Origin of the sequence: Aeromonas sp. 82P (assembly GCF_051919365.1) — a bacterium.
Taxonomy (GTDB): domain Bacteria; phylum Pseudomonadota; class Gammaproteobacteria; order Enterobacterales; family Aeromonadaceae; genus Aeromonas; species Aeromonas veronii.
The window spans coordinates 4,230,135-4,248,332 of record NZ_JBQBEV010000001.1; the positions used below are offsets into that span (position 1 = coordinate 4,230,135).

17 protein-coding genes are annotated in these 18,198 nt (G+C 61.2%); 12 read left to right on the top strand and 5 right to left on the bottom strand.

The genetic code is table 11. The features are described from left to right. The first annotated feature begins 609 nt into the window (after positions 1-609). The 6 genes from ACTG2S_RS19360 (at position 610) to ACTG2S_RS19385 (ending at position 7,244) form a co-directional block, all read left to right on the top strand. Entirely contained in the window at positions 610-2,532 is a 1,923-nt protein-coding gene (locus ACTG2S_RS19360) for a PTS mannitol transporter subunit IICBA (RefSeq protein WP_236563477.1), read from the top strand. A gap of 37 nt (positions 2,533-2,569) precedes the next feature. Continuing rightward, on the top strand, positions 2,570-3,715 hold the full coding sequence (locus ACTG2S_RS19365; protein WP_042053607.1) for a mannitol-1-phosphate 5-dehydrogenase: 1,146 nt from the start codon (positions 2,570-2,572) through the stop codon (positions 3,713-3,715). A gap of 133 nt (positions 3,716-3,848) precedes the next feature. Continuing rightward, entirely contained in the window at positions 3,849-4,370 is a 522-nt protein-coding gene (locus tag ACTG2S_RS19370; protein ID WP_005335907.1) for an MltR family transcriptional regulator, read from the top strand. Positions 4,371-4,560: 190 nt separating this feature from the next. Then, positions 4,561-6,348, top strand: a complete 1,788-nt coding sequence (locus ACTG2S_RS19375; RefSeq protein WP_274161334.1) for a cation:proton antiporter — start codon at positions 4,561-4,563, stop codon at positions 6,346-6,348. Continuing rightward, positions 6,345-6,917, top strand: a complete 573-nt coding sequence (locus ACTG2S_RS19380; protein WP_274161335.1) for a DNA-J related domain-containing protein — start codon at positions 6,345-6,347, stop codon at positions 6,915-6,917. Before ACTG2S_RS19375 ends, ACTG2S_RS19380 begins: the two co-directional genes overlap by 4 nt. A gap of 78 nt (positions 6,918-6,995) precedes the next feature. Continuing rightward, a complete protein-coding gene (locus tag ACTG2S_RS19385; RefSeq protein ID WP_005363113.1) occupies positions 6,996-7,244 on the top strand; it encodes a hypothetical protein in 249 nt (82 codons plus the stop codon). Positions 7,245-7,305: 61 nt separating this feature from the next. Here ACTG2S_RS19385 and ACTG2S_RS19390 read toward each other — a convergent pair whose 3' ends face one another. Together ACTG2S_RS19390 and zntB are read right to left on the bottom strand one after the other, a co-directional pair. Further along, entirely contained in the window at positions 7,306-7,818 is a 513-nt protein-coding gene (locus ACTG2S_RS19390; protein ID WP_005354921.1) for a mechanosensitive ion channel domain-containing protein, read from the bottom strand. 13 nt (positions 7,819-7,831) lie between these two features. Further along, entirely contained in the window at positions 7,832-8,797 is a 966-nt protein-coding gene (zntB, locus tag ACTG2S_RS19395; protein WP_005341467.1) for a zinc transporter ZntB, read from the bottom strand. A 139-nt stretch (positions 8,798-8,936) separates the two neighbouring features. On the opposite strand from zntB, the gene ACTG2S_RS19400 reads away from it, so the two are divergent. Continuing rightward, on the top strand, positions 8,937-9,386 hold the full coding sequence (locus ACTG2S_RS19400; RefSeq protein WP_274161336.1) for a YaiI/YqxD family protein: 450 nt from the start codon (positions 8,937-8,939) through the stop codon (positions 9,384-9,386). A 125-nt stretch (positions 9,387-9,511) separates the two neighbouring features. Then, on the top strand, positions 9,512-10,012 hold the full coding sequence (locus tag ACTG2S_RS19405) for a metal-dependent hydrolase (protein WP_041234360.1): 501 nt from the start codon (positions 9,512-9,514) through the stop codon (positions 10,010-10,012). A gap of 64 nt (positions 10,013-10,076) precedes the next feature. Here ACTG2S_RS19405 and ACTG2S_RS19410 read toward each other — a convergent pair whose 3' ends face one another. After that, on the bottom strand, positions 10,077-11,282 hold the full coding sequence (locus ACTG2S_RS19410) for a NupC/NupG family nucleoside CNT transporter (protein ID WP_005363118.1): 1,206 nt from the start codon (positions 11,280-11,282) through the stop codon (positions 10,077-10,079). Between the two features lie 542 nt (positions 11,283-11,824). On the opposite strand from ACTG2S_RS19410, the gene dbpA reads away from it, so the two are divergent. After that, a complete protein-coding gene (gene dbpA, locus ACTG2S_RS19415) occupies positions 11,825-13,204 on the top strand; it encodes an ATP-dependent RNA helicase DbpA (protein ID WP_042053613.1) in 1,380 nt (459 codons plus the stop codon). A gap of 89 nt (positions 13,205-13,293) precedes the next feature. Further along, the gene (locus tag ACTG2S_RS19420) at positions 13,294-13,584 is read left to right on the top strand and encodes a YkgJ family cysteine cluster protein (RefSeq protein ID WP_181269317.1); all 291 of its coding nucleotides are present in this window, start codon (positions 13,294-13,296) and stop codon (positions 13,582-13,584) included. Between the two features lie 27 nt (positions 13,585-13,611). Here ACTG2S_RS19420 and ACTG2S_RS19425 read toward each other — a convergent pair whose 3' ends face one another. After that, complete coding sequence (locus ACTG2S_RS19425) at positions 13,612-14,019, bottom strand: hypothetical protein (protein WP_181269316.1); 408 nt, start codon at positions 14,017-14,019, stop codon at positions 13,612-13,614. A gap of 268 nt (positions 14,020-14,287) precedes the next feature. Between ACTG2S_RS19425 and ACTG2S_RS19430 the strand changes: the two genes are divergently transcribed. Beyond that, positions 14,288-15,682 (top strand): PepSY-associated TM helix domain-containing protein, encoded by a 1,395-nt coding sequence (locus tag ACTG2S_RS19430; RefSeq protein WP_439983125.1) that lies wholly within the window; start codon positions 14,288-14,290, stop codon positions 15,680-15,682. A gap of 73 nt (positions 15,683-15,755) precedes the next feature. On the opposite strand, the gene ACTG2S_RS19435 is transcribed toward ACTG2S_RS19430, so the two are convergent. After that, positions 15,756-16,661 carry a 1,4-dihydroxy-2-naphthoate polyprenyltransferase gene (locus ACTG2S_RS19435; RefSeq protein ID WP_181281657.1) on the bottom strand — a complete coding sequence of 302 codons (906 nt, stop codon included), beginning with the start codon at positions 16,659-16,661 and terminating at the stop codon, positions 15,756-15,758. A gap of 208 nt (positions 16,662-16,869) precedes the next feature. Between ACTG2S_RS19435 and ACTG2S_RS19440 the strand changes: the two genes are divergently transcribed. Beyond that, the gene (locus ACTG2S_RS19440; protein ID WP_274161339.1) at positions 16,870-18,192 is read left to right on the top strand and encodes an isochorismate synthase; all 1,323 of its coding nucleotides are present in this window, start codon (positions 16,870-16,872) and stop codon (positions 18,190-18,192) included. The last annotated feature ends 6 nt before the right edge of the window (positions 18,193-18,198 follow it).

Below are 18,198 nucleotides of genomic sequence, written 5' to 3' on the forward strand. Positions count from 1 at the left end.
GGCCGGATCGCAAAAACCGACAAACCGCCTGCTGGCGGTTTGTTTTTATCTGCAGTCTGGCCTGCGCGGCAAACAAGCGCTCCGAACATCTGCCGCTCGATAACATCCTGCATGTTGGCGCCCATTCCCATCAATCAGCCGCAAAAGAGCCCTCATCACCGACCGTAAAAACTGAAAGCGGGTTACAAATTTATTGATTCATTGGTAAGCAATGGAGTATTTCGATAGATCCATCGCCACTACCCACTGATGAGTAATTGAGTGACTTGTCCCATTCGAATACAAAAATCGAATTTGTGACGAAAGTCATCATTCAACAAGAGAGCCACAAAACAACTTTGGTGATTTGAGTCACAAAAAATGACCATGCAAAACAGAAAAGATCGAAATGTAGCCGAATTACAGCATGGGAATGTGATGCGGGTCACTGGTTATGGAGGGGATATCGCTGGGTATCTGAGAGGTGGATCACAAGACACCCCGTTTTCAGCCTAATTTGATATCAAGCTGGTAGATTGAAGTTGCTTAGACGACCGGGATGGCGGTTCGGCAAAACTAGCCATCCCGACTACCACTTTTAATCAAACAGGCTTAAAACGGGGTCCCGACATGTTATCACCGGATACCAAAGTCAAGATACAGAATTTTGGACGCTTCCTGTCCAATATGGTCATGCCCAACATAGGCGCCTTTATCGCCTGGGGCTTTATTACCGCCCTCTTCATTCCCACCGGCTGGCTGCCCAATGAAACCTTGGCCAAGCTGGTCGGCCCCATGATCACCTACCTGCTGCCGCTGCTGATTGGCTACACCGGCGGCAAACTGATGGGCGGCGAGCGCGGCGGCGTGGTCGGAGCCATCACCACCATGGGTGTCATCGTGGGAACCGATATCCCCATGTTCATGGGCGCCATGATGGTCGGCCCGCTCGGTGGCTGGGCCATCAAGCGCTTCGACAAGGCGATGGACGGTCGCGTCAAGAGCGGCTTCGAGATGCTGGTCAACAACTTCTCCGCCGGGCTTATCGGCATGCTGCTGGCGATCCTCGCCTTCTTCGTGATTGGCCCCTTCGTCAAGGTGCTCTCCGGCCTGCTGGCCGGTGGCGTCGGCTTCCTGGTGGAAAACCACATGCTGCCGCTCACCTCCATCTTCGTCGAACCGGCCAAGATCCTGTTCCTCAACAACGCCATCAACCACGGCATCTTCTCGCCGCTGGGGATCCAGCAAGCCACCGAGCACGGCAGCTCCATCTTCTTCCTGATTGAAGCGAACCCGGGCCCGGGCATGGGCGTGCTGCTGGCCTACATGGTGTTCGGTCGTGGTGCGGCCAAGCAGTCCGCGGCTGGCGCCTCCATCATTCACTTCTTCGGCGGCATCCACGAGATCTACTTCCCATATGTGCTGATGAACCCGCGCCTCATTCTGGCGGTGATCGCCGGTGGCATGACCGGGGTCTTTACCCTGACCCTGTTCAATGCCGGTCTGGTCTCCCCCGCGTCGCCGGGCTCCATCTTCGCCGTGTTGTTGATGACGCCGAAAGCCTCCCTGATCGGGGTCGCCCTCTCCATCATCAGCGCCACTCTGGTCTCCTTCCTGGTCGCCGCCGTATTCGTTCGCGCCCAGCAGCCGGAAGCCGACGAGGCCGATGCCCTCGGTGAAGCCACTCGCAAGATGAAAGCCATGAAGGGCGGCAAGCCCGAAACCACAGCGGCCAAGAAGCCGGGCGGCGAACTGATGGCAGTGCGCAATATCGTGGTTGCCTGCGATGCGGGGATGGGTTCCAGCGCCATGGGCGCCGGCATGCTGCGCAAGCGGGTGCAGGCCGCAGGGCTCGATATCAGCGTCACCAACCGCGCCATCGATCAGCTCGACGATCAGGTGGATTGGGTCATCACCCACAAGGATCTGACCGAGCGGGCCCGTCGCCATGCGCCGAACGCTCACCATATCTCGCTCACCAACTTCCTCGACAACGGCCTCTATCAGGAGCTGGTACAGAGCCTGAGCCGCGCTGCCAACGATGACGTCGCCAACCCGCAGCTGCTGGTGGCGGCCAACGACGACAGCTACGAGCCACAGGCCGCCGAAGTCTTTACCCTGAGCCGTCATGACGTGCATCTGGGACTGAAAGCGGACAACAAGGAGGCCGCCATCCTGACCGCTGGCCGACTGCTGGCAGAGCGCGGCTACGTGGCGCCCGACTACGTCAACGCCATGCTGGAGCGCGAACAGCTGGTCTCCACCTACCTCGGCGAATCCATCGCCGTGCCCCATGGCACCATCGCCGCCAAAGAGTTTGTGAAGCGCACCGGCATCGTCATCTGCCAGTACCCGGCCGGGGTCGCCTTTGGCGAGGCTGCCGATGAGGTGGCGCGGCTGGTGATCGGCATCGCCGCCCGCAACGACGAACACATGCAGGTGATAACCCGCCTGACCAATGCACTGGATGAACCCGGTCTCATCGACCGGCTGGCCAGCACCACGGATCCCCAGGCCTTCCTGGATCTGCTGGGTGCCGAACAGGCTGCGTAATCATCTTTCATCGTCTTTGGTTCAAGAGGTTAATATCATGAAAACATTGCATTTTGGTGCTGGTAACATCGGTCGCGGCTTTATCGGAAAAGTGCTGGCGGATGCCAGCCATCAGGTCACCTTCGCCGACGTCAACGACACCCTGATCGACCAGCTCAACCACCGTCAGGAGTACAAGGTCCATGTAGTAGGGGCGGATCAGAAGCTGGACGTGGTGCGCAACGTGGCGGCGGTCAGTTCCGCCGGTCACGAGGTGATCGCCCGTATCATCACTGCCGATCTGGTCACCACGGCAGTAGGCCCCAACATTCTGGACAAGATTGCCAGCACCCTGGCCAAGGGGCTGCAGGCCCGTTTCGATGCCGGCAACCTGACCCCGCTCAACGTCATCGCCTGCGAAAACATGGTGCGCGGCACCAGCCACCTCAAGCGGGAGGTACTCAAGTACCTCCCGGTCGCGTATCATGCCACGCTCGAATCCTGTATCGGCTTCGTCGACTCAGCGGTGGATCGCATCGTGCCGCCCGCCGCGGCTGCCAACGATGATCCGCTGGAAGTGACGGTCGAGAGCTTCAGCGAGTGGATCGTCGATCAGACCCAGTTCAAGGGGGAGCTGCCACAGGTGGCGGGCATGGAGCCCACCGACAACCTAATGGCCTTCGTCGAGCGCAAGCTGTTCACCCTCAACACCGGCCACATCGTCACCGCCTATCTCGGCAAGTTACGGGGCTACCGCACCGTCCGCGAGGCGATCGAGGATCCGGTGATCCGCAGCAAGGTACGCCGCGCCATGGAGGAGAGCGGTGCCGTACTGGTGAAACGCTACGGCTTCGACCCGCGCCTGCACGCCGCCTACATCGAGAAGATCCTGGCCCGCTTCGCCAACCCCTATCTGGTGGACGAGATTGACCGGGTCGGTCGTCAGCCGCTGCGCAAGCTGGCGGCGGGAGATCGACTGGTGAAGCCGCTGCTGGGCACCCTGGAGTACGGCCTGCCCAACGAGCAGTTGCAGGAGGGGATCGCCGCGGCGCTCCACTATCGCAATGTCGATGATCCGCAGGCGGTGGAGCTGCAAGCCCTGCTGGCGGAGCTTGGCCCGGCCAAAGCGCTGGCCCGCGTCACCGGACTGGATGAAGAGAGCGAAGTGGTTCGCGCCATCGTCGCCCGTTACGAAACCCTGTAATAACCCTGCTTGCGGCGCATTCAGCCATCACTGATAGCGCGCCAAGCGCTTGAATGGCAAGGGAATGTGCCCCATATGATAAAAACCGGGAGAGAGGCTGACTCTCTCCCTGTCAGCTGGACCCAATGCACCTATGACCACACACCAGGAAGATGAAGTACTGGAACGACTGAACGAGCAGGATGGCCCCCGCGGCTTCTTTCTCGAAGCCGTGACCATCCTGGAAGAGGCGGTCGACTCCCTGATGCGACGCGCGTTTCGTCAGGAGGAGTATGCCGTCAAATACGCCATCGAACCCCTGCTCAACCAGAGCGGCCCCCTCGGCCAGCTGGAGGTGCGCCTCAAGCTCATCTTCGCCCTCGGTCTCATCTCACTCGAGCGCTATCAGGATATCGAAGCCTATATCAAGATCCGCGACTTTCTGGTGCGCGACCCCAAGGATTACCGCTTCAGCGACAAGCCGATCCGCGATCTGCTCGACCGCCTGCACGGGGTCAATCAGGGCGGCATGATGAAGCTGGAGCCCCCCGCCAGCGAAGAGGATTGGGCCTTCTACCAGATGCAGCTAAACCGGCTCGATCAGATGGTGCGCTCCGCACTGGTACTGGCGCTGGCCGACTGTGTCGGCGAGCTCCACAAGGAGAGCCCCATCTAATCCGGCCCCAAGGCCACCCCATCACCACGGTTGGCGTCTGGCTGGCGCCCTGCACACCACAGCCAGCCACCATGACGCCGACTGTCGCACATCTCCCCATCCCGGCCATGATGCTCGCGCCTTCGGGTGTCAATCTGACCAACTTAGCCACTACACTAGCTCCATACTCACTGCCTGAATCGAGGTCTGCATGATTGCCCTCTCTCTGGCCGGGATCGCCCTGGTCTCCGTGCTGGCCCAATGGCTTGCCTGGTCGCTGCGGGTACCCGCCATCCTGTTTCTGCTGCTCACCGGCCTGACTCTGGGCCCGGTCAGCGGCCTGCTCGACCCCGATGCCCTGCTCGGGGATCTGCTGTTTCCGCTGGTCTCCCTGTCGGTGGCCATCATCCTGTTCGAGGGGGCCCTGACCCTCCATCTGGCCGAGCTCAAGGGGATCGGCAAGGTGGTGCGCAATCTCTGCTCCACCGGCATGCTGGTCAGCTTCGCCGTCATCGGCAGCGCCGGTTACTTCCTGCTGGGGCTGGACTGGCGGGTCGCCACCATGCTCGGCGCGGTACTGGTGGTAACGGGCCCCACCGTGATTGCACCCATGCTCAACGTGATCCGCCCCACCCGGGAGGTAGACCGCATCCTGCGCTGGGAGGGGATCGTCATCGACCCCATCGGCGCCCTGTTTGCGGTGCTGGTGTTCGAGGCGGTGCGCCTTGGCAGTCAGGGGGATCTCATCAGCCATACCCTGCTGGCGCTGGGCAAGACAGTGCTGGTCGGTTCCCTGATCGGGGTGGTGGCAGGCTGGCTCACCACCCTGCTCATTCGCAAGGACTGGCTACCGGTCAGCCTGCACAAATTCGGCGTGCTGGCGCTGGTGCTGGTCACCTTCAGCCTCTCCAACTGGCTGAGCCACGAATCGGGCCTGCTGGCGGTGACCGTGTTCGGCATCTGGCTCGCCAATCAGGAGGGGCTGGATCTGGAGGAGGTGCTGGCGTTCAAGGAGGATCTCGCGGTCATCCTTATATCCAGCCTGTTTATCCTGCTGGCGGCCCGCCTCGATCTGGCACAGCTCTGGCAGCTCGGCCCCATGGTGCTGGCGCTGCTCTGCGTGGTGCAGTTTGTGGCGCGCCCGCTCTGTATTCTGGTCTCGACCTGGGGCTCGGATCTCTCCTGGCGAGCTCGCGCCCTGCTAAGCTGGATCGCCCCACGTGGCATAGTCGCAGCGGCAGTCAGTGCCTCGTTTGCCATCAGCCTGCATCAGGCCGAGATCCCCGATGCCGACAAGCTGGTGCCGCTGGTATTTGCGGTGATCATCTCCACCGTGGTGTTGCAGAGCCTCACCTCGGCACCGCTGGCCAGCCTGCTCAAGATGCGCCAGAGCACCCCCAATACCTGGCTCATCATAGGGGCCAACTCTGTGGCGCGAGCCATAGGCCGGGCGCTGGCGGATCAGGGTGTGCCGGTGCAACTCTGCGATCCCGCCTGGGAGTTCTGCAAACAGGCGCGGATGAGCAACCTCCCCTGCTACTTCGGCAACCCCCAGTCAGAACATGCCGAGCTGCACCTGCCGCTTACCAGCATCAGTACCGTGCTGGCGCTCTCCCCCAATCGCCACAACAACGCCCTCGGGGTACTGCACTTTGCCCACCTCTACGGCGAGGAGCAGGTCTACTCCCTGCGCTCCAGCGAGCAGCACGGCAAGGCTAACCGGGAGAGCGCCACCTTTCGCGCTCGCCAGAACCTGTTCGGCCCCGACATCAACTATGCCAGGCTGAGCAGCCTGCTGAGCCGGGGCGGCCAGATCAAGGCGACCCGCCTGAGCGAGGCGTTCGACTGGGCCCAGTATCAGACCGCCAATCCCGGCGCCATCCCGCTGTTCATCATGGATGGCAAGGGCAAGCCCCAGATCGTTACCGGCCCCGTCACCCCGCAGGCGGGTGAGCTGCTGATCGCCCTGCAGCCGCCCAGAGAGCAGGGCGCCGAATGAACGAAGCCAACAACAATCCGCTGATCGCCCCTCTGCTGGTGCTGCTGCAACAGGCGGCGGGTAGCTACAAGGTTCATGAACTGATGGCTGCTCTGCGCCAACAGGGGGCAATTCCGGTACTGACCGACGATGAGCAGCTGCAGCTGTTTCGGGTCAACTTCCTGATCATGAACGCCCTCTACCAGTTGCAGGCCGAGCTCTGGCAAGAAGGATGGTGGCTGGTGATCAGCACCCTGGATATCCGGCTCGAACCGCTGGTCGGGAACCAGGAGGCCAACCACGGCTTTGCCCTTGGCGAAAATCTGCGTGGCTACTATCTCGACTGGCAGGTGTTCTGGCAGACCGATCGTGCCGAAGTGGAGGCCCTGCTCAACCGCTTCTGGCACGCTTATGACGGTGAGGGGCACAAAGCCGAGGCGTTGGCCCTGTTCGAGTTGAATGAAGGGACGAGTCAGGAGGCGATCCGCCGCCGCTGGCGGGAGCTGGCACTGCAGCACCATCCGGATCGGGGTGGCAATGCCGAGACCTTTGTCCGCATCCGCTGGGCATGGGAGGTCCTGCGGGGATGATCCCGTTGCCGCACCACTGTTGCCGCACATAAAGGGCAGGCATAGACTGGAGCTGGATATTCCCCACAGGAGAGCATCATGACAGTCAGTGAACTTCGTAAGCTCTATCAGCAACAGATCCTGCAAGAGGCCGAAATACTCCACGATGTGGCTATTCCCGGCTGGCTCATCGAATTCAGAGGCAAGGATGGCGCCCTCTACGAGCTGACCGACACCCTCGGCTGCCCGGTCAGTTTCGGCACCGTTGAGCAGGCCCGCGAACATCTGCATCAGGTTGCCGACTGCCCGGTTCAGGTGGAGCACCTCTACCGCTTCTTCGAACGCTAGCCCCACCCACCACACAATAAAAAGGCTCCCGAGGGAGCCTTTTTATTATTCCGGTTGCTTTCTATTCCGGTTGCAGCGGTTCCGCCACCTTGCCCTCCAGCTTCCTGACCGGCTTTTGCAGGATCAGGTTGGCCGGATAGGTGACCAGATCGCCGTTGTCATCACGCACCCGCACATAGAAGAGACCGATCTCGGTGATGACGCCGGTGACCGAATCATCCTTGTCGAGGATGCGGATCCGGTCGCCAATCTTGTAGGGGAAGGCAAAGAAGATGGTGATGCTGGCGGTGATGTTGGAGAGGATCGACCACTGGGCCACCATGGCGACCCCCAGTACCGCAAAGAAGGAGGAGGCGAGCACTACCAGTCGGGAGAAGTCGAGCCCCCACACCCCGGCCAGCACCAGCAAGGTGGCGCAACCGAGCAGGAAGTGGAATACATGGGCCACGTAGAGCACCCGGTTCTCGCTCACCTGCCTGCTCTGACCGAGCGCCAGCAGGCTCTTGTGAATCAGCCGCCGGATCAGGGTATGCCCCAGCAACAACAGCAGGGTCAGGCCAATTGATTGCCACATGGGTTATGCCTCCTTACCACCAGCGCCGATGCTTGAGCCAGATAGCCAGCCCGCTTGCCAGCGCCACCAAGGATCCGCAGAAGACCCAGAAGGCGGTCGGATTCTCGGCCCCGGGGATACCGCCGAGGTTGATGCCAAACAGACCGGTCAGGAAGCTGGCAGGCAAAAAGAGCAGCGCCATCACCGACATCTGGTAGGCGCGGCGGTTGGTCGCCTCCGCCATCAGATTGTTGATCTCGTCTGCCAGCACAGCGGTGCGCGCCACCCCGGCATCGAGGTCATCGAGCCAGCGCCGCAGCCGATCGGCGATATCGAGCAGGCGACGGCGGTCATCCTCATCCAGCCAGCTGATCTTCTCGTTGGCAAGGCGCGCCACCAGATCCCGCTGCGGCGAGAGGTAGCGGCGGATCATAATGAGCTGCTTGCGGATCAGCGCCAGTCGGCCATTGGCGGGCATGTCGCGCATCAGCACCATCTCCTCCAGGTCGAGGATCTTGTCGTGCAGCTCCTCGACAAACTCCCCCGCCCGGTCGGTCAGGGCATCGCAGATCTCTACCAGCCAGTCGGCCGGGGTATCGGCGCCGCCCCCCAGCTTGAGCTGGTTGAAGACATCCTGTTCTGAGAGCAGCGGACGACGACGGCTGCTGATGATGAGATCCGGGGTGATGAAGATGCGCAGCGCCACCATCTCTTCGGGCCTGTGATCCTTGTTGTGGTTGATGCCGCGCAGGATCAGCAGCACCGTCTCCCCCATCCGCACCAGCTTGGGACGATTGCTCTGGCCGAGCAGCGACTCCCTGGCCGCCTCACTGAGCAAGGGGGTCTGCAACAGCCAGCGCGCCGAATCGGGATTGCCGTAATCCAGATGCAGCCAGCCGGGATGTGCCGCCGGGACTTCGCTTCCCGCCGTCAGCGGCGCCATGCCACCCTTGCCATCCAGAGTCAGGGCATAAATCACTTCACCGGGCACCCGATCCATCTCGTCTCCTTCTCGTTTCATGTGCTGGCCCCAGCTTACACCAAAGGCGGGGCCGACTCAGCCCCGCGCCGGGAAGGGAGGCCTGTGTTAACATGCCCGCTCTCGTTTTCCATCCACTTTCACTACAGGAAACCATGCCATGCCCATCTGGGTTGATGCCGATGCCTGCCCCATTCCGGTCAAGGAGATCCTCTACCGCGCCGCCCACCGCGCCCAGATCGTCACCACCCTGGTGGCCAATCAGGGATTGCGGGTGCCCCCCTCGCCTTTTATCAAAACCCAGCAGGTGGAGAAGGGATTCGATGTGGCAGATCATGTCATCGCCCAGCAGGTTCAACCCGGCGATCTGGTGATCACCGGCGACATCCCTCTCGCCTCCTGGGTGATCGATGCCGGTGGCGAGGCGCTCAATCCCCGTGGCGAGACCTACACCCGCGAGACCATCAAGGCGCGGCTCGGCATGCGCAACTTTATGGAAGAGCTGCGCTCGGCCGGCGTGCAGACCGGCGGCCCGGCCCCCTTCAATGCCGCTGACAAACAGCGCTTCGCCAACGCCCTCGACAAGTGGCTGGTCAAAGGCAAGCTGTAAAGAGACCCTAAAGGCGCCCAACATGGGCGCTTTTTCGCCGTAACATCCTGATTTTTAAAATAACAGCTGACCACAACCGTCAGGCTGGTAAGATGCGCCGCCATCTTGTCCACGCCGTAATCATCATGACCGCCCAAGGGCACCTGCTCTTCTCCGTTACCTGCACCCTGATCGCCCACAAACTGCAGCTCACTCCGGCCCTGGCCGATGCCAGCCTGTGGCAGACCATCCCTGCCGCGCTGGCCAGCGCCCTGTTGCCCGACCTCGACCACCCCAAATCGGTGCTGGGGCAGCGCCTGCCGTGGATCTCGAAACCTCTGTCGCGGCTGTTCGGCCATCGCGGTTTCACCCACAGTCTGCTGGCGGTCGCCGCTGCCGTCTGGGGGCTGAACCAGAGCCTGCCGCCGGACACCCTGCCCATGGGGGTCAAGGATGCACTTATCGTCGGCTACCTCAGCCATCTGCTGGGGGACTGGCTCACCCCGGCGGGCATTCCGCTCTTCTGGCCCATCAAACGCCGTTACCGCCTGCCGGGCTGGCCGCTGCGCAGCGGCGGCGCCATCGAAACCGGCTTTTGCACCCTCACCCTGCTGGTCGCCGGCTGGTGGTGCGGCTGGCGGCTGTGAGCAAGAAACAAAAAAGCCCCTGACGAGGTCAGGGGCTCAAACCGTGGCGGGTGCCGCCAGAGGATCAGATCATGATGCCAGCGATAACAGCAGAGAGCAGGCTGACCAGGGTAGAACCGTAGACCAGCTTCAGACCGAAGCGGGAAACCATGTTGCCCTTCTCTTCGTTCAGCGCTTTTACCGCACCGGCGATGATGCCGATGGAGCTGAAGTTGGCGAAAGAGACCATGAAGATGGAAAGGATGCCGACGGTGCGCGGAGAGAGCTCGGCAGCCACCTTGCCCAGATCCATCATCGCCACGAACTCGTTGGTCACCAGCTTGGTCGCCATGATGGAGCCGGCTTGCAGTGCTTCACCACTCGGGATACCCAGGATCCAGGCGATCGGGTAGAAGAGGTAGCCCATGACGAACTGGAAGTTCACGCCAAATGCCATCTCGAACAGGTAGTTGATCAGGGCGATCAGGGCGATAAAGCCCACCAGCATGGCACCCACGATAACGGCAACGGTGAAACCGGCCATGATGTACTCACCCAGCATCTCGAAGAAGTTCTCTTTCTTCGGGGTGTGGTGCTCGTCACCTTCGGCAATGGCCTTGATGTCGGTCACGGAGTTATCCGGCTCGTAGGGGTTGATCAGAGAGAGCACCACGAAGGTACTGAACATGTTGAGCACCAGCGCGGCAACCACATAGCGCGGCTCGATCAGCTGCATGTAAGCACCGACGATGGACATAGAGACGGTAGACATGGCCGTCGCCGCCAGGGTGTACATCTGCTTCTCGTTCAGGTGCGGCAGGATGTTCTTGAGGGCGATGAAGTTCTCGGACTGGCCGACGATCATCGAGCTGATGGCGTTGAAAGACTCCAGCTTGCCCATGCCGTTGATCTTGGCCAGCACGGTACCGATACCGCGGATCACCAGCGGCAGCAGGCGGATGTACTGCAGAATACCGATCAGCACGGAGATGAAGACGATGGGCATCAGCACCATCAGGAAAAAGGAGAAGGCCCCTTCGTTGACCAGACCACCGAACACGAAGTCGGTACCCTGTTTGGCAAACTCCATCAACTTGGTGAAGCCGGCCGCAAAGCCCCCCACCACCGCCAGACCCACTTCAGAGTTCAGCATGAACCAGGCCAGCGCCAGTTCGACCACCAGCAGCTGGCCGATATAACGCAGCTTGATCTGTTTCCAGTTGTGGCGGTTCGCCAGCAGAGAGAGAGCAAGGACCATCACCAGTCCGAGCACAAAGTGAACGTATTCCATACCTGTAGCACCTGAGTAAATTGTAATTTTTGACCGGCGCCATCATAGACATTTGCACATTTAAAAATCAGATAGCCATCACAATCCCGCGCAATATTATGGAGGCAGGATAATACAAACGTTTTTAAATTAATTGTGCAATGAACTGATATTAATCGCGCAACACGGATAACATAAATCCTTTTAAAACATAATGTTGAGTAATGGTGGCGCCGTTTTCATGTTCTTTGAAAATATTTAATCAGCATTTTCGCAACATTCCCTGTGGCGCAGTAACTGCTCGTAGAATATTTTCCAGTCATTATATTAAAATACTGAAAATAGAAAACGTTTATCCGCGATAAATAATTAGATGTGTGTTTGAAAAATAGTCCTTATTACATTGTCAGTGCTCGCCCGCGATCGGTTTGGCAACAAATGAACCTTTCATGTCCCCTCGTGACAAGCCGTTCAAAAATCCGCCACATCCGGTGCCACATTCTGGTATGATGCGCGGCCTTAGCGCTCGCGCATCCCCGTTTTCTCCGAAATAGAGTCCTTTTGTGAACAACAGCGAATTTAGCAGCCTCAATCTCTCCCCCGCCCTGCAAGAGAACCTCACCAGCCTGGGTTACCTGCAGATGACCCCGATCCAGGCCCAGAGCCTGCCCCTGGTGCTCGATGGCAAAGACCTGATCGCCAAGGCAAAAACCGGCAGCGGCAAGACCGCCGCCTTCGGCCTCGGCCTGCTGGCCAAGCTCAACGTCAACCGCCTCGAAGTGCAGGCGTTGGTGCTCTGCCCGACCCGCGAACTGGCGGATCAGGTGGCTACCGAGATCCGTCGTCTGGCGCGCGCCCTGCCCAACGTCAAGCTGGTGACCCTGTGCGGCGGCACCCCGACCGCACCGCAGTCCGCCACCCTGAGCTTTGGTGCCCACATCGCCGTCGGTACCCCGGGTCGCATTCTCAAGCATCTGGAGCAGGGCACGCTGGAGCTATCCGGCCTCAAGACGCTGGTGCTGGATGAAGCGGATCGCATGCTGGACATGGGCTTTGGCGAAGATATCAACCGGGTCATCAGCTATGCACCCCAGCAACGTCAGACCCTGCTCTTCTCCGCCACCTATCCGGAAGGGATCGCCCAGATGAGCCGCGGCGTGCAGCGCAATCCGGTCGAGGTGAGCGTGGAGTCCCTGCACGAGGGGAGCGCCATCGAACAGAAGCTCTATGAAGTGCCTGCCGGTCAGCGCCTCGACGCCCTCACCTGGCTGCTGAGTCACTACCAGCCAAGCTCCTGCGTGGTGTTCTGCAACACCAAGCGCGCCTGCAACGACGTGGCCGACCATCTGGCCGCCAAGGGCTTCTCGGCGCTGGCGCTGAACGGCGATCTGGAACAGCGCGAGCGGGATCAGGTGCTGGTGCGCTTTGCCAACGGCAGCGCCACCATTCTGGTGGCCACCGATGTGGCGGCCCGCGGCCTCGACATCAAGGAGCTGGGCGCCGTCATCAACTACGAGCTGACCTATGATCCGGAAGTGCACGTACACCGCATCGGTCGTACCGGTCGTGCCGGCCAGCAAGGTCTGGCCCTGAGCCTCTATCAGCCGAACGAGGCCCAGCGCGTCAACTTTATCGAAGAGTACCAGCAGGCTCCGATGCCGCTGGGTGATCTCGACAGCATCGGCCGCGATATCAAGCCGATCGCCCCGCAGATGGTGACCCTCTCCATCGATGCAGGCCGCAAGACCAAGGTGCGGGCCGGTGACATTCTGGGCGCCCTGACCGGTGAAGGCGGCATTGCCGGCGCCGACGTGGGCAAGATCCAGATCTCCGAGCAGTACTCCTACGTCGCCGTGAAGCGCAGCGTGGCGAGCGCCGCCCTCAAGCGGTTGCAGGAAGGCAAGATCAAGGGTCGCAGCTACCGCGCCCGCAAACTGGGCTAAGGTTCTTTGCAAGCTGTTAGCCAGACCACAGGCGCCTGACAGGCGCCTGTTTCATATCTCCGATGCCGCCATGCGGCAAGACAGGCACCATGACCCAAGCAATCCAAACCGATGTGAGCTGCCAGAACTGCGAAGCCTGCTGCTGCCGCCTCGAAGTGATGCTCTTTACCGATACCGGCGTGCCGGACCGTTATGTACTGGAACGGGAAGGCGAGATACCGGTCATGCGCCGGCTGGACGATGGCTGGTGCGCCGCCCTCGACCGCAACACCATGATGTGCCGTATCTACGAGGTGCGACCGCTGATCTGCCGCGAATTCCAAATGGGTGAACCCGACTGCGTCGACGAACGGGACAAGTGGTTTATCAAGCTGGAGTGAAGCCCGCCCAAGCGGTGGACGGGGTCGTCAAGCGCTCGCAGGTTCACAGGGAGCGGTGTTGAGCTGCTCCCCCAGCCACTGGATGGCCGCAGCCTCCTGCTCGAAGTAACGTACCGCCCGAAAGGGCAATCCCTTGAAGATATTATCCGCCAGATAGCGCTTGAAGCCCCCCACGAAGACCACCGCCAGAAACTGACAGCCACTCTCGGCACACCAGCCAAACTGGCGACGAAAACGGGCCAGCACCTCGGGCCCGGCCGCTTCAAACTCGGTCGCGACCTCGACAATCCCCCAGGGGCCATCCATCAGACCGGCCAGTTCGTGACGAAAGCGCGCCTCATAGGCCATGGCGCCTGCCAGATTGAAGGGGCCACTCGGGCGGCAGATCAGCATCTGGCCACTGCGCTCCATGTCGAATTGCCCATGTGGCTGCATGACTGCTCCCATTCCGTTACCACCACCATCGCCTGCAAATTGTTACCACAAGGTAATAATTTATAAGGAAAAGTCCAGCAGCAAACAGGCTTTCCCCAAAGCGGGCTCATCCTATCCAGCAAGCCGTCGGCACCTTATGTTACCGACATCCCGCACTGAATCGATCTCAAGATGTGCGATTGCAGTTAACGAAACGTTACTGCTATTATCCGCGCCGCCACAAACATTCCACCAGCCGAAAGGTTTAGCGCCCCAACAAGGATGTGCAATGAAAAACAGGGACTCGAGTCATTACCAACGGATCTGGCGCTGGCACTTCTACGCCGGTCTCTTTGTCGCCCCTTTCCTGATCCTGCTGTCACTGACCGGGATCGTCTATCTGTTCAAACCCCAGCTCGACAACCTGATGTACCCCGAGTTGATGAAGGTCACCCCCGCCAGCCAGACCCTGAGTGCCGACCAGCTGCTGGCCAAGGCGATGATCGCCATGCCGGACGCCAGCCTGCGCAAATATCTGCCGCCCGCCAGCCCGGATGCCAGCGCCCAGTTCATCGTCAATCAGGGGGACCGCGAACTGACCCTGTTTCTCGATCCCGCCAGCGGCGCCCTGCTCGGCACCATGGATAACAAGTGGAATCTGCAGGCGGTCGCCCGCGCCCTGCACGCCGACCTGCTGCTCGGCACCACCGGAGATCGGCTGATCGAACTGGCTGCAGGCTGGGGGCTGGTACTGCTGCTGAGCGGCCTCTACCTCTGGTGGCCACGCAAGGGGCCCGGGGTGGGCGGCATCCTCTGGCCCAGAGTGAGCCAGCGCGGACGTCTCTGGTGGCGGGATCTGCACGCTGTGGTCGGCTTCTGGGGCGCAGGTTTCCTGCTGCTGTTACTGCTGAGCGGCATGACCTGGACCGGTTTCTGGGGCGATCAGTTTGCCGCAGTCTGGAACCGCTTCCCCGCCGCCATGTGGAACGAGGTGCCCAAATCGGCACCGCTGGCCCGCAGCCTGAATCAGGCCCACGAGCAGACGGTTCCCTGGGCGGTGGAGAGCACTCCCATGCCCAGCTCGCAGCCGGTCGATGAGGGGCACGATCACGGTGCCATGAACCACGGCGAGCATGAGGGAGTTGTGATGGCAAGCCAGCGCATTGCGCTGCAACAGGTGGTCGAGACAGCTAGTGAACGGGGAGTCAAACCGGGTTACAGCATCACTCCGCCGGTCGGTGACACCGGCGTCTACACCATCGCCCTGTTTGCCGACGATCCGCGCAACGACGCCACCCTGCATATCGATCAATACAGCGGCAAGGTGCTGGCCGATGTGCGCTGGCAGGATTACGGCCCGGTCGCCAAAACGGTGGAGAGCGGCGTCATGCTGCACATGGGCAAGCTCTACGGCTGGCCCCATCAGCTCGCCATGCTGCTCATCTGCCTGATGGTGCTGGCCAGCGCCGTGAGTGGTCTGTGGATCTGGTGGTGCCGTCGTCCGCAGGGCCGTCTCGCCGCGCCGCCGCTACCTGCCAAACTCCCGCCGATGCGAGGTGCCATCACCCTGCTTATCCTGCTGGGGATCGCCTTCCCGCTGGTGGGCGCCTCCATGGTCGCCATCTGGCTGCTGGATACCCTGATTTTCTCCCGCCTCCCCCTCAGGGTGGTGCGCGCCAGCTAAACCCGCCAAAACCAACAAGGGCTCCCATCTCGAGAGCCCTTTATTGTTCGCCTTGGCGAGCTGCGACCAGCGGTCAGGAGAGCGCCAACCCGATGGAGAGCAGCAGGCTGAACAGAAACGCGCTGATGGCGGTCTTCTTGAGGGAACCGGTCAGCACCTCGCCATCGTAGCTTTCGCGAAGGGTCTTGGCCGCATCGCTGAGAGGCTTCATGGCGGGCAAGAAGATCCACGGCCAGAAACTGGCGGGCTGGATCAGGATAAAGACGATGGTCGCCAGCAGCGCCGCCCCCAACAGTACCCAGTGATAAGCGATGGCCCGGTTGCGGCCAAGGCGTACCGCCAGAGTGATCTTGCCGCTGGCGGCGTCGGTCTCGATATCGCGCACATTGTTGATATTGAGCACGGCGGTGGCCAGCAGACCACAGGCGGTGGCAGGCAATAGCAGATCCCACTCCAGCGTCTTGGTGAAGAGGTAGTAGGAGCCGAGCACCCCGAGCAGGCCGAAGAAGAGGAACACAGAGATATCGCCAAACCCGCGATAGCCGTAAGGAGTCTTGCCGACCGTGTAGGTCACCGCCGCAACGATGGCCGCGCCACCCAGCACCACAAATGCCAAAATCTGCAGCCACTGGCCGCCGAAGGCACAGCCCAGCAGCAGCAGGCCACTGGCCACCGCCGCCAGCGCGGTCAGCCCCATCGCCACGCACATCTGCTTTTTGGTGATAAGACCGGAGACCACCGCCCGCTGCGGGCCGATCCGCTCACCGTTGTCGGCGCCGGAAACCGCATCGCCGTAATCGTTGGCCAGATTAGAGAGGATCTGCAGCAAGATGGCGGTCAGCAGGGAGAGCGCCATGATGGTGCCATCAAAGGCGCCACGACTGGCAGCCAGCCCCGAGCCCAGCAGGATGGAAGAGCAGGCGAGCGGCAATGTTCGCAAACGCGCCGCCAGCAACCAAACAGAGAAGGTATTTGTCATTTTGTGATGGCCAAACAATCGGATATTGATCGTGTTAAGGGTTATCGAACCGGATTTGGGTATACTTGGCCCCGGAGAGTGAAGCTCCCGCGGGCGATTTACATGGACGAATGGGCAGATAATATATAGGAAATCATCGCCCTTTGGCATAAACCTACGGCATCCAGCTACCGGATCGCTCGTTACTACCCGGCTCAGACAAGAATCCATGTTGGCTCAGACCCATATCAAGCAACAACTGGACGCCCTGCGTCACAGCAACGTCAGCGGCTTCGTACGGTTGCGAGTGGCGATCGAAATCCGCTCCTTTCTGGGCTGGCTCGCGGCGCAAACCCTCTATCCCCGCATCTACTGGCAGGCCCGTGGAGAGGCTCGTCCCGAGTATGTCGCGCTGGGCGCCATCCATGAACTGACCGAGCCGCACGCCATCAAGCAGGTGTGCACGAACACAGCCAACCAGCATCATGACGACAGCCCTCGCTACTATGGCGGACTGGCGTTCGATCCGGCCCAGTCCGGCTGGCAAGGGTTTGGCCCCTGCCGTTTCGTGCTGCCCCGCATCGAGCTGGTGCGCCGTGGCGAGTGCGTCAGTCTCTGCCTCAACCTCTGGCTGGATGAAAACAACCTCGAGGCCGAACTGCGGGCGGCCGAAGCCGCCCTCGATGCCCTGCGCCCGGAAGCCCCGCTGCCCACCCTGCAAAAGCAGCCCTGGCAGCGACAGGATTGTCCCGGTCCCGCCCAGTGGCAGACGCTGGTGGAGCGCGTCACCGCCTCCGATTTTCAGGCACACACTCCCAAGGTGGTACTGTCGCGGGAGAGCGTGCTGACCAGTCCGAACCATGATGCGGATATCAATCCCTGGGCCATGCTCGACCAGTGGGCCCGCCACGCCCAGGACTGCTTCCACTTCGGTTTTCAATTCTCCCCCGAGCAGGCATTTATCGCCTGTTCTCCCGAGCGGCTCTACCGCCGGGAAGATCGCCACCTCTTTACCGAGGCGCTGGCAGGCACCATCCGCCGCTCCGGCGATGAAGAGGTGGATGCCCAACTGGCCGCCGAGCTGCTGGCCGACAGCAAGAACCGGCTGGAAAACCGACTGGTACACGCCGACATCCTGAGCCGTCTGGCACCACTGACCCACGATGCCACCCTGACCGAGCCGCGCATTCTCAAACTGCGGCTGCTGCAACACCTCAAGTGCGATATCGAAGCCGAGCTCAAGCCCGGGGTCTGCGACTGGCAGTTGCTCGACGCCCTCCACCCGACGCCGGCGGTGGGCGGCGCTCCGCGCGAGGCAGCGCTCGCCTTTATCCGCGAGTTCGAGCCCTACGATCGGGGCTGGTACGCCGGTGCCTGCGGCATGTTGAGCCGGGAGACCTCGGAGTTCTCGGTCGCTATTCGCAGCGCCCGCATTCAGCCGGGCAGCGTCACCCTGTTTGCCGGTGCCGGCATTGTCGCCGGTTCCGAGCCTGTCGCCGAGTGGGCCGAACTCGACAACAAGATCGCCAATGTGCTCTCCCTGCTGGGATAGTCATTC

What these genes read in the sequence shown, in the direction of transcription:
- ACTG2S_RS19425 (WP_181269316.1), bottom strand. Translation starts at nt 14,019, where the DNA reads ATGCAGCCACATGGGCAATTCGACATGGAGCGCAGTGGCCAGATGCTG.
- ACTG2S_RS19380 (WP_274161335.1), top strand. Translation starts at nt 6,345, where the DNA reads ATGAACGAAGCCAACAACAATCCGCTGATCGCCCCTCTGCTGGTGCTG.
- ACTG2S_RS19385 (WP_005363113.1), top strand. Translation starts at nt 6,996, where the DNA reads ATGACAGTCAGTGAACTTCGTAAGCTCTATCAGCAACAGATCCTGCAA.
- ACTG2S_RS19365 (WP_042053607.1), top strand. Translation starts at nt 2,570, where the DNA reads ATGAAAACATTGCATTTTGGTGCTGGTAACATCGGTCGCGGCTTTATC.
- ACTG2S_RS19405 (WP_041234360.1), top strand. Translation starts at nt 9,512, where the DNA reads ATGACCGCCCAAGGGCACCTGCTCTTCTCCGTTACCTGCACCCTGATC.
- ACTG2S_RS19430 (WP_439983125.1), top strand. Translation starts at nt 14,288, where the DNA reads ATGAAAAACAGGGACTCGAGTCATTACCAACGGATCTGGCGCTGGCAC.
- zntB (WP_005341467.1), bottom strand. Translation starts at nt 8,797, where the DNA reads ATGGATCGGGTGCCCGGTGAAGTGATTTATGCCCTGACTCTGGATGGC.
- ACTG2S_RS19420 (WP_181269317.1), top strand. Translation starts at nt 13,294, where the DNA reads ATGACCCAAGCAATCCAAACCGATGTGAGCTGCCAGAACTGCGAAGCC.
- ACTG2S_RS19435 (WP_181281657.1), bottom strand. Translation starts at nt 16,661, where the DNA reads ATGACAAATACCTTCTCTGTTTGGTTGCTGGCGGCGCGTTTGCGAACA.
- ACTG2S_RS19410 (WP_005363118.1), bottom strand. Translation starts at nt 11,282, where the DNA reads ATGGAATACGTTCACTTTGTGCTCGGACTGGTGATGGTCCTTGCTCTC.
- ACTG2S_RS19360 (WP_236563477.1), top strand. Translation starts at nt 610, where the DNA reads ATGTTATCACCGGATACCAAAGTCAAGATACAGAATTTTGGACGCTTC.
- ACTG2S_RS19400 (WP_274161336.1), top strand. Translation starts at nt 8,937, where the DNA reads ATGCCCATCTGGGTTGATGCCGATGCCTGCCCCATTCCGGTCAAGGAG.
- ACTG2S_RS19370 (WP_005335907.1), top strand. Translation starts at nt 3,849, where the DNA reads ATGACCACACACCAGGAAGATGAAGTACTGGAACGACTGAACGAGCAG.
- ACTG2S_RS19390 (WP_005354921.1), bottom strand. Translation starts at nt 7,818, where the DNA reads ATGTGGCAATCAATTGGCCTGACCCTGCTGTTGTTGCTGGGGCATACC.
- ACTG2S_RS19440 (WP_274161339.1), top strand. Translation starts at nt 16,870, where the DNA reads ATGTTGGCTCAGACCCATATCAAGCAACAACTGGACGCCCTGCGTCAC.
- ACTG2S_RS19375 (WP_274161334.1), top strand. Translation starts at nt 4,561, where the DNA reads ATGATTGCCCTCTCTCTGGCCGGGATCGCCCTGGTCTCCGTGCTGGCC.